A 9,896-nucleotide genomic window follows, 5' to 3' on the forward strand; every position below is an offset into this window, starting at 1 on the left:
TTTTATCTTATTTTGAATACATTTTTTTTTAACCTTAAAGCGTTTTTTTAAGCAATTTTTCTAAGCCTGAGAATTTTCTTTCCCCAACTCTAAAGGGAGAAAAATCCTCTCCAGACAGCTATCGGGACACCGTTTTCATTAAGAAGTTTTGTTTCAACAAAAATCTCTTTCTTTGAAAACTTATCTTGTTTTTTTTGTTTATTATTTTGGCTTTTAATTAACCTTGTCGGGATTTAAAACTTTGACAAGGTTCGGTGAGATATAGAAACCTTTCGTATTTTTGATAAAATTTACTATAATGAAAATTATCTCTTATAATGTTAATGGAATCAGAGCTGCATTTACCAAAGATTTTTTGGGATGGCTGAAAGTGGCAGATCCAGATGTAATTTGTATCCAAGAAAGCAAAGCTGGAAACGACCAAATCGATATCGAAAGTTTAGAAAAAAACGGATATTACAGCTATTGGCATTCGGCACAGAAAAAAGGGTATTCTGGAGTTGGAATCGCATCGAAAGTAAAACCAAAACACATTGAATACGGTTGCGGAATTGAACATTATGATTCGGAAGGTAGAATTATCCGTGCAGATTTCGACGATTTATCGGTGATTTCGGTTTATGTTCCATCGGCTTCGAATATTGACAGGCTCGATTTTAAAATGAAATTCTGTTATGATTTCTTAGATTATATTAAAGAGTTAAAAAAAACGATTCCTAACCTTGTTCTTTGTGGAGATTTCAATATTTGCCATAAAGAGATCGATATTCACAATCCAAAAGGTTTAGCAAATACTTCTGGCTTTCTACCGATGGAAAGAGAATGGATGACCAAATTCATAGAGGAATGCGAATTAATCGATAGTTTCAGATTTTTCAACGATCAACCCGATCATTATTCATGGTGGAGTTACCGCCAAAATTCCCGAGCAAGAAATAAAGGTTGGAGATTAGATTATAATTTCGTGTCGTATTCTTTGAAAGAAAAACTCTCTCGATCTGCTATTTTGAAGGAAGCTGCTCATTCGGATCACTGCCCGGTTTTGGTGGAAATTAGTTAGAAGATGATAGACAAAGAGATGAAAGATGAAAGATAAATGGGATTTTTTTTAATCGTAACTTTCTATATTGTGGAGATTGCGACCCGACCTGAGCGGAACTCCTTTTTGTATTGTCGGCTGAGCGAAGAAGCAGAAGCCAACAATATAAAAAGTGGGAATCCTTCGACAAGCTCAAGATAAACTGCGAGCGGTACCAATAGCTATCGGTATTGTAGCCATAAAAAAACCAACTCTTTTCGAATTGGTTTTTACATTTTTAAATGTTACTCTTGATTGATGTCGACAATTTCGTATTCAATTGGCATGGTTCCTTTTCTAGGATCCCCGATTGAGTTGTACGCTGCTTTAGAAAGATCGAGTGCTCTGGACGAGTGAAAAGGACCACGGTCATTAACTTCTACTATTACACTTTTTCCTGATCTCAAATTGGTTACCTTTAGCATGGTGCCGAAAGGAAGCGTTCTGTTTGCTGCGGTTAATTTTTCGTTACTGAAAACATCTCCGCTGGCTGTTTTTTTACCATTAAACTTATCGTGGTAAAACGATGCAAAACTTGTTTTTTTAGCATCTTCGGTATTGGTTTTAAAAGAAAACAAACCGAGTGTTGAAATCATCATTATGATTAGGAGTATTCCTCTTTTCATCATTTTGAATTTATTTTTATGGGTTTTGACTTTGCAAATTTATCCCGAAATTGACTTAACCAACACTCGATAGGTTAAACTGTCTTAACGAATTGTTAATTTTTTGTTAACAATCACTGTATTCTCTTTAATAGCGGTAACTCCCAAGGATTGTTAAATTATGTTAAAAACCATAGCGAAATGTTAACAAAATTAACTAAACTGCCCATAACACCCACCTTACCCACAACCCAACACATTAGCAACCAACACATTAAACCAAAAATACTTTTAGAATTTCTAAAAGTATTTTTGGTGTTAAAAAACTTATATAATTGTCAAAAAAATGACAGATTATTGCTTAATCTTAAACTAATTCGCCATACAAATCAAACTCTTCAGCTGACATAATTTTAATATCTGCAAATTCGCCAATCGACAAATAGGTATTTTCTGCGGAAACCAAAACGGTATTATCAACATCCGGCGAATCGAATTCCGTTCTTCCAACGAAGTAATTTCCTTCTTTTCGATCGAAAATACAACGATAAATTTTTCCGATTCTCTCTTGGTTTTTCTCCCAAGAAATCTGCGATTGAAGCTCCATAATTTCCTCCACTCTCGCTTCTTTCACTTCTTGCGGCACATCGTCTTCTAAAACATAAGCCGTGGTATTTTCTTCATGAGAATACGTAAAACAACCCAAACGATCGAATCTTTGTTCACGAACCCATTCTTTCATTTCCTGGAATTTCTCTTCAGTTTCTCCCGGAAAACCAACGATTAAAGTTGTTCTAATCGCCATATCTGGAACCTGAGTTCTAAATTTAGCCAAAAGCGCATCGGTTTTTTCATGAGTAGTTCCACGTTTCATGGCTTTCAACAAATCAGAATTAATGTGTTGCAGCGGAATATCGATATAATTACAAACTTTCGGTTCGTTTTTAATAATCTCTAAAACATCTTCCGGAAAACCTGTTGGGAACGCATAATGCAGACGAATCCACTCGATTCCTTCTACTTTTACCAATTTTAAAAGCAAATCTCCTAATGCCCGTTTTTTGTAAAGATCAAGTCCATAATAGGTTAAATCTTGTGCGATGAGAATGAGTTCTTTCACGCCTTTTTTGGCTAATTTTTCGGCTTCAATAATTAAATTTTCAATCGGAGTTGAAATATTTTTTCCTCTCATTAAAGGGATTGCGCAGAACGAACACGGTCGGTCGCAACCTTCGGCGATTTTCAAGTAAGCGTAATGTTTTGGTGTGGTCGTCATTCTTTCGCCCACCAATTCGTGTTTGTAATCGGCACCTAAATGCTTTAATAAAATCGGCAAATCTCGAGTTCCGAAATATTGATCAACATCGGGAATTTCACGAATCAAATCCGGCTTGTATCTTTCGGAAAGACAACCTGTTACGAAAACTTTTTCTACTTCTCCCCTATTTTTCGCTTCCACAAATTCCAGAATCGTATTAATGGATTCTTCTTTTGCATTATCAATAAATCCACAAGTATTGATGACTACAATATCGCCTTTATCTTCGTGTACAACTTCTTTTCCGTTGGCTTTTAGCTGTCCCATCAACACTTCAGAATCATAAACATTTTTGGAACAACCTAATGTTACGATATTGATTTTCTTTTTTCCGACAGATTTTGTGCGCATAATTTTATGGGTAATGAGTAATTGGTAATGAGTAATTTTGTGGGTGCAAATTTAGTAATAAAAACTTTGATAAGAATCATTGTTAAAAAACGGTTTGGATAAAAGACAAAACCCTTTCAGCGTTTGAAACGCGGAAAGGGTTCTTTAATTTAGGAGTATATTGTTTTAAAGCAAGAATTACACAATTCTTTTCAGATAATCGCCGTAACCGCTTTTTCCGTATTTTTTTGCAGATTCTAAAAGTTGTTCTTTATTAATGAATCCTTTTATGTACGCAATTTCTTCGATGCAAGAAATTTTAAAGCCCTGTCTTTTTTCCAAAACTTTTACGAATTCCGAAGCATCATGCAAAGAATCGAAAGTTCCGGTATCGAGCCAAGCCGTTCCACGCGACATTACGCCAACTTCCAATTCGCCTTTTTCAAGATAAATTTTATTAACATCGGTAATTTCCAATTCGCCTCTTGGTGAAGGTTTCAGATTTTTCGCAATTTCTACGACTGAATTATCGTAAAAATACAATCCTGGAACGGCGAAATTAGATTTCGGCTCCAAAGGTTTTTCTTCAATCGAAATCGCTTTTTGATTTTCATCAAATTCTACCACGCCATATCTTTCAGGATCAGAAACTTGATAAGCGAAGACGCAACCTCCTTTCACATTGGTTTTACTCGATAAAAGTTGCGGCAAACCAGCGCCATAAAAAATATTATCACCCAAAACCAAAGCCACAGAATCGTCGCCAATAAATTCTTCGCCCAAAATAAAAGCTTGCGCCAAACCATCTGGTGAAGGTTGAATTTTATATTCGATTTTGCAACCAATGGAAGATCCATCGCCCAATAATTTCTCAAAACCACCAATATCATGTGGTGTTGAAATAATTAAAATCTCTTTAATCCCCGCCAACAATAAAGTCGATAGCGGGTAATAAATCATGGGTTTATCATAAACAGGCATTAGTTGCTTGCTTACTGCGATTGTCAACGGATAGAGTCTGGTTCCGGAACCTCCGGCTAAAATTATTCCTTTCATATAATAAGGTGTGTTTTTGTCAGTTTTAATTCTTTTAGAATTTCGGTGTTGTGGAAAGAGATTTGATCGAATAATTTGTGAACTTTGAGTCGCGAAATAGTTTCGGATTTATTCAAAATTCCCGTTTCAAAAAGTCGAATTACGGTATATAATGTATCATTTGCAACCGCTCCTTTCACAATGTCGTATCCATGAAGATAATATTCTTTTCTGTTTTTAATTACGAAATCAAGCCATTGTTCATCGGCTACCTTGAAATCCAAAATTTTATATTTCTTATTTTCAAAAACAGCATCATTTATTTCAAATTCGGAAACGAATGCTTCTTTTGCCGCCTCTCTGTTTTTTTTAATTAAAGCCCATTTCTGCGCTTGTTCTAATACTGTTGTCGTATAGAATCCTTTGCCAAAATCAACCAATCTTTGATTATCTAAAATTTTCGGCGTTTCAATTTCTATGACTCCTCCGTGATACAATTTCATTTTTTATGATTGATAAAATCTTCTATTTCCTGATAAATGTAATGCGGACTTTGCGTATGCAAAACCTCAAATCCGTTTTTAATAAAATCGAAAACATGATATTTTTTAAAATCGTTTAATGCTTTTTTTTGAGCATATTTCTTTTCTGTTCTGTACAATTCCAGACAGAAAATAATAAATTTTTCTATGTTGTTCAGCGTGTTCATTACAAATAATCTACGCTCATTGTTTTACCAGTCTTTTGCTCATATTCCCACATTTCATAAAGTTTTTCTGTGCTGAAATACCAAAATTTGGTTTCTTCTTCCGAAAGTTTTTCAAATAACTCGGAATCATAGAGAACAACCAACGCATTTTCAAAATCCAAGTTCTGCTTCTCCATCAGCAGAGAAACCAAATCCTGAATAATATTAGGAAAAATCGCATTAAACTGTTCTTTATTCATTGTTTAAAAACCTTTTTTTGTAATTATTTCTTCAGCGGCTTGATTTATTAAACTTGTTAAATTATTATTAATTGCAGTTGATATAAAAAACAATTCATTTCTTTCTGTGAGATTTCCCCCAATTTTTTTATAAAAAAGAATCATTTCTTTTAGTTTGTCCTCTGAAATAATTGAAAATGAATTGTAAAGTGTTTGTTTTTTAAATTTTTCATAATCAAAATTTTCGACAATTAAATTTAAATCATTTTTATCTAAAACCTTTACATACTTACCATTTATTTTTTTGTTCATTTTACTATAAAGGAAAGTAAATGAATATTCTTGTAGTGATTTTTTGTAATTTGAGACTTCTAAAAATTCGTCAATTAATTTTTCTTGATTTCCTTTTGGTATTGCAACAGAAGGGGGCGGAGTTTGGGCTAGTAAAAAAATAGAAATAAAAGCAAAAAATATGAAGAATGTTTTTTTCATTTTTTAAGAATATTGTTTATTATAATAATCTTGATAGTTTCCGCTGGTTACATTCTCCAGCCATTCTTTGTTTTCCAGAAACCAATCGATGGTTTTTCCTAAACCTTGCTCGAAAGTTACGGAAGGTTCCCAACCGAGTTCTTTGTTCAATTTAGAAGCATCAATGGCATAACGTAAATCGTGTCCTGGTCGATCTTTCACGTAAGTAATTAATTTTTCTGAATGACCTTCTGGATTCCCCAGTTTTTCATCCATTTGTTTAATGAGTTCTTTCACCAAATCGATGTTTTTCCATTCATTAAAACCACCGATATTGTAGGTTTCTCCCGTTTTTGCTTCAAAAAATATTTGATGAATCGCTTTTGCGTGATCGATCACAAACAACCAATCTCTCGTATATTTTCCGTCACCGTAAATTGGAAGCGATTTTCCATTCAAAATATTGGAAATACAAAGTGGAATTAATTTTTCCGGAAAATGATTCGGACCGTAATTATTGGAACAATTTGAAATGATAAACGGCATTCCATAAGTATTTCCATAAGCGCGGACCAAATGATCAGATGCTGCTTTACTGGCGGAATAAGGAGATTTCGGATCGTAAGCAGTGGTTTCTAAAAAGAAACCTGTTTCGCCTAAACTCCCGTAAACTTCATCGGTAGAAACGTGATAGAATAAATTCTTTCTTGTTTCATCAGGGAAATTTCCGTGTTGATGATCTGGGTTCAGGGTCCAGAATTCTCTGGCTAAATTTAAAAGATTTGCCGTTCCGTTGACATTGGTATTGATAAATGCATTTGGATCGGTGATGCTTCTGTCCACATGACTTTCTGCAGCTAAATGAACAATTGCGTCAGGGTTATATTTTTCAAAAACTCTACGCAATTCATCCACATTGGTAATGTCTGCTTTTTCGAAAATGTAATTGGGTTCGTTTTCGATGTCTTTTAAATTTTCAAGATTCCCGGCGTAGGTCAAAGCATCGAGATTGATGATTTTGGATTCAGGATGTTTCTTTACAAATTCACGAACGACGTGCGATCCGATAAAGCCGGCTCCACCGGTGATGATTATGTTTTTCATAGAAATTGAATGCTTAGTGTTTGAGTGATTGGGTGTTTGAGTTAAACGTTTAAATTAATTCAAAAATACTGAAATCTTAAAAATTCCTTTCTGTGAAGGTTGGCAAATTTTGGTCTTTTTCAGAAAGAATGATTGCTTCCTTGGGAAGTTTCCAGTCGATATTCAAATCTTTATCATTCCAGATGACACTTCCTTCGGATTTTTTATTATAGAAATTATCGCACTTGTAGGAGAATATGGCTGTTTCACTTAAAACTGAAAAGCCGTGTCCGAAACCACGTGGGACGTATAATTGTAATTTATTTTCCGGAGTTAATTCCACACCAAACCATTTCCCAAAAGTTTCTGAATCTGGACGAAGATCTACCGCCACATCGAAAACTTTTCCTTCCAAGCAAGAAACCAATTTGGCTTGTGCATGTTCGCCTTTTTGCAAATGAACACCACGCAAAACGCCGTAAGATGATTTTGAAATATTATCTTGTACGAAATGACCATTCAATCCGGTGAGTTCTTCAAATTTCTGTTCGTTGAATTTTTCGTAAAAATATCCGCGTTCGTCTTCGAAAACGGTAGGTTCAATGATATAACAGTCTTTTAAAGGAGTTTCTTTAATTTTCATAAAAAGGCTTTATTTTTAAACAGTTGCACTGTAAATATTTTCAATTATTTTCAGCACCTGAATACTGTCATTGGTGGTGGTATGAATTTTTTTTCTCGCTCTTAAAAAGTCGATTACGTTTTTGTAAAGATACTGATGATTTTGTGCCGAACCTTTAAAACTTCCATAGTCATTTGGAAGATTGGTTGTGGGCAATTCTGGTACGATATAATCTTTAACAATGCATTTTTCAACATGATTCATATATTGCCCGCCTACTTTCACTGAACCGTTTTCTGCAATAATGGTGAGCGAACTTTCTAAATTTTCATGCCACACCGAGGTAGAAAAGGTGAAGCTTCCCATACCACCTGAATTAAAATCAAAGGTTATAATACCACTGTCTTCAAATTCGGTTAACTCCGAATGGTTAAAGTCGGCAAACTTGGATTTAATATTGGTAATATCTCCAAAAAGCCAATACATGATATCGAGATAATGGGAAAATTGCGTGTAGAGTGTACCGCCATCCAATTTTTTTGTTCCTCGCCAAGAATCAATCGTATAATATTGATTATTCCGGTTCCAAAAACAAGAAATCTGAACCATAAATATTTTTCCTAAAATTTCGGATTCAATTAAATCTTTCAACCACAAAGCCGGTGGCGAAAACCGATTTTGCATCACTGGGAAAATATTAACTTTCTTTTCTAAAGCTAATTTTTCTAATTCTTCCGCTTCTACCGAATTAAGGGTGATCGGCTTTTCAATAATCACATCAATTCCTTCTTCAATCAGTGTTTTTGCTTGTTCAAAATGCAAACCATTTGGCGTACAAATAGCAACGATATCCGCAATTATCGAACTTTTTATAAAGTCTTGTAAAGAATAAAAACAAGGAACTGGAGTTGAATTGCTTATTTCCTCTGTTTTAAATTTCGGATCGATTAAGGCAACTAGCTCATAGTCATGGTTTTGAGAGACCATTTCTACATGCTTTTTACCGATATGCCCGTAACCTAAGATGGCTATTTTTACTTTATTTTCCATTGAAAACCAGATATTTTTTACAAATAGTTATTTTTTTTGAATTTTGCAGACCGTCAGTATTTTTTTCAGAATCTACGATTAGTGCTTGATAATCGTGTAAAATGTATCAAAAATGATTTTAATATCTTTAAATACATTATTATCTTTAATGTATTTCATATTCAAATCTAATTTTTCAGGCATTATCTGTTCAATATATAATCTCTCCGGAGTGTCGCTCGCTGAGAGCAAATCATTCTCATTTCTAAACTTTATGGAGGCATAATCGGTGATTCCCGGAAGAACAGACAATACTTTTTTCTGTTCGTCATTGTATAAATCGGTGTATTTTTTAACTTCTGGTCTGGGACCTACAAAAGACATCTCGCCAAAAAGCACGTTGAAAAGTTGTGGTAATTCATCCAGTTTATATTTACGGAGATAATAACCGATACTGGTTATTCTGGGATCCCGACTTCCGACGGTGAGTGCTCCTTTTGAAAAAGAATCAGGTCTCATGGTTCTAAATTTAAAAACTTTGAAAATACGGCCATTCAACCCAACTCTTTCCTGTTTATATAAGATTCCGCCTTTACTGTCTGACCATATTAAAAGTGAAACTATTATATAAAACGGTGAGAGTATTATAATCCCTATAACGGACAAAATTACATCAAAAATCCTTTTCATTAAATGACCTTTTTATACGCTTTTTCAATGGATTCACAGATAAAATCAATTTGTTCAGCAGTCAATTGTGGATAAATTGGCAGCGAAATCTCTCTCGAATAATTGTGATAAGCGTTTGGATAATCATCGACCCTGTAACCCAAATCTTTAAATAAAGTCAATAAAGGCATTGGGATGAAATGTACGTTTACAGCAACTTCATCTTCTGCTATAGAAATCATCATCGCATCTCTTTGTTCCTCCGTGATATTATTTATCCTTAATGCATATAAATGATAGCATGAAGTCCTCGTATCATCGGCAATTATCGGCAATTGCGCCCATTCTTTTCTGCTGAAAAACTCATGGTACTGCTCGGCAACTCTTTTTCTCTGCGGTAAAATCTCCGTATTGTATTTTTTTATTTGTGCTAAACCCAATGCGGCACATATATCCGGCATATTTATTTTTAACCCTTGAAAAATAATATCATATTTCCAACTGCTTCCGCCCCCTTGTGATTTTGTGAAAGCATCTTTCGTTTGACCGTTTAGGGTCCAAAGTCTCATTGTTTTATACTCTTCTGAGTTATCAAAAGGCGCAGGCAGATTGATGCAGATTGCACCACCTTCAGCCGTTGTAATGTTTTTCACTGCATGAAATGAAAAAATCGTGATATCGGTAACTGATCCTGCCGGTTTATTTTTATAAAATGCACCCACTGAATGA

Annotated in this window: 13 protein-coding genes; 1 reads left to right on the plus strand and 12 read right to left on the minus strand. The window is 34.5% G+C overall.

Annotated features, from left to right (window positions below; translation table 11 throughout):
* Positions 1-298 precede the first annotated feature (298 nt).
* Positions 299-1,060: an exodeoxyribonuclease III gene (locus WBY99_RS13245; RefSeq protein WP_423976808.1), complete on the plus strand. Its 762-nt coding sequence runs from the start codon at positions 299-301 to the stop codon at positions 1,058-1,060.
* A gap of 263 nt (positions 1,061-1,323) precedes the next feature.
* On the opposite strand, the gene WBY99_RS13250 is transcribed toward WBY99_RS13245, so the two are convergent.
* From WBY99_RS13250 to WBY99_RS13305, 12 genes are all read right to left on the minus strand, one after another.
* Positions 1,324-1,707 (minus strand): septal ring lytic transglycosylase RlpA family protein, encoded by a 384-nt coding sequence (locus tag WBY99_RS13250; protein WP_423976809.1) that lies wholly within the window; start codon positions 1,705-1,707, stop codon positions 1,324-1,326.
* A 343-nt stretch (positions 1,708-2,050) separates the two neighbouring features.
* Positions 2,051-3,352 carry a 30S ribosomal protein S12 methylthiotransferase RimO gene (gene rimO / locus WBY99_RS13255; protein ID WP_423976810.1) on the minus strand — a complete coding sequence of 434 codons (1,302 nt, stop codon included), beginning with the start codon at positions 3,350-3,352 and terminating at the stop codon, positions 2,051-2,053.
* 177 nt (positions 3,353-3,529) lie between these two features.
* The gene (rfbA, locus tag WBY99_RS13260) at positions 3,530-4,387 is read right to left on the minus strand and encodes a glucose-1-phosphate thymidylyltransferase RfbA (RefSeq protein WP_423976811.1); all 858 of its coding nucleotides are present in this window, start codon (positions 4,385-4,387) and stop codon (positions 3,530-3,532) included.
* Positions 4,384-4,869 (minus strand): DUF3990 domain-containing protein, encoded by a 486-nt coding sequence (locus WBY99_RS13265; RefSeq protein WP_423976812.1) that lies wholly within the window; start codon positions 4,867-4,869, stop codon positions 4,384-4,386. The genes rfbA and WBY99_RS13265 overlap by 4 nt, the downstream gene beginning before the upstream one ends.
* On the minus strand, positions 4,866-5,075 hold the full coding sequence (locus tag WBY99_RS13270; RefSeq protein WP_423976813.1) for a DUF3791 domain-containing protein: 210 nt from the start codon (positions 5,073-5,075) through the stop codon (positions 4,866-4,868). Before WBY99_RS13270 ends, WBY99_RS13265 begins: the two co-directional genes overlap by 4 nt.
* On the minus strand, positions 5,075-5,314 hold the full coding sequence (locus tag WBY99_RS13275; RefSeq protein WP_423976814.1) for a hypothetical protein: 240 nt from the start codon (positions 5,312-5,314) through the stop codon (positions 5,075-5,077). Before WBY99_RS13275 ends, WBY99_RS13270 begins: the two co-directional genes overlap by 1 nt.
* Before the next feature lie 3 nt (positions 5,315-5,317).
* Positions 5,318-5,785, minus strand: a complete 468-nt coding sequence (locus WBY99_RS13280) for a hypothetical protein (protein ID WP_423976815.1) — start codon at positions 5,783-5,785, stop codon at positions 5,318-5,320.
* Between the two features lie 3 nt (positions 5,786-5,788).
* A complete protein-coding gene (gene rfbB, locus WBY99_RS13285) occupies positions 5,789-6,868 on the minus strand; it encodes a dTDP-glucose 4,6-dehydratase (protein WP_423976816.1) in 1,080 nt (359 codons plus the stop codon).
* 76 nt (positions 6,869-6,944) lie between these two features.
* On the minus strand, positions 6,945-7,490 hold the full coding sequence (gene rfbC, locus WBY99_RS13290) for a dTDP-4-dehydrorhamnose 3,5-epimerase (protein ID WP_423976817.1): 546 nt from the start codon (positions 7,488-7,490) through the stop codon (positions 6,945-6,947).
* 15 nt (positions 7,491-7,505) lie between these two features.
* Entirely contained in the window at positions 7,506-8,519 is a 1,014-nt protein-coding gene (locus WBY99_RS13295) for a Gfo/Idh/MocA family protein (protein ID WP_423976818.1), read from the minus strand.
* 78 nt (positions 8,520-8,597) lie between these two features.
* Positions 8,598-9,188 (minus strand): sugar transferase, encoded by a 591-nt coding sequence (locus WBY99_RS13300; protein WP_423976819.1) that lies wholly within the window; start codon positions 9,186-9,188, stop codon positions 8,598-8,600.
* A partial coding sequence (locus WBY99_RS13305; RefSeq protein WP_423976820.1) for a DegT/DnrJ/EryC1/StrS family aminotransferase occupies positions 9,188-9,896 on the minus strand: 709 nt, incomplete at its 5' end. The genes WBY99_RS13305 and WBY99_RS13300, both read right to left, overlap by 1 nt.

Origin of the sequence: Kaistella sp. (genome assembly GCF_049588135.1) — a bacterium.
GTDB lineage: Bacteria > Bacteroidota > Bacteroidia > Flavobacteriales > Weeksellaceae > Kaistella.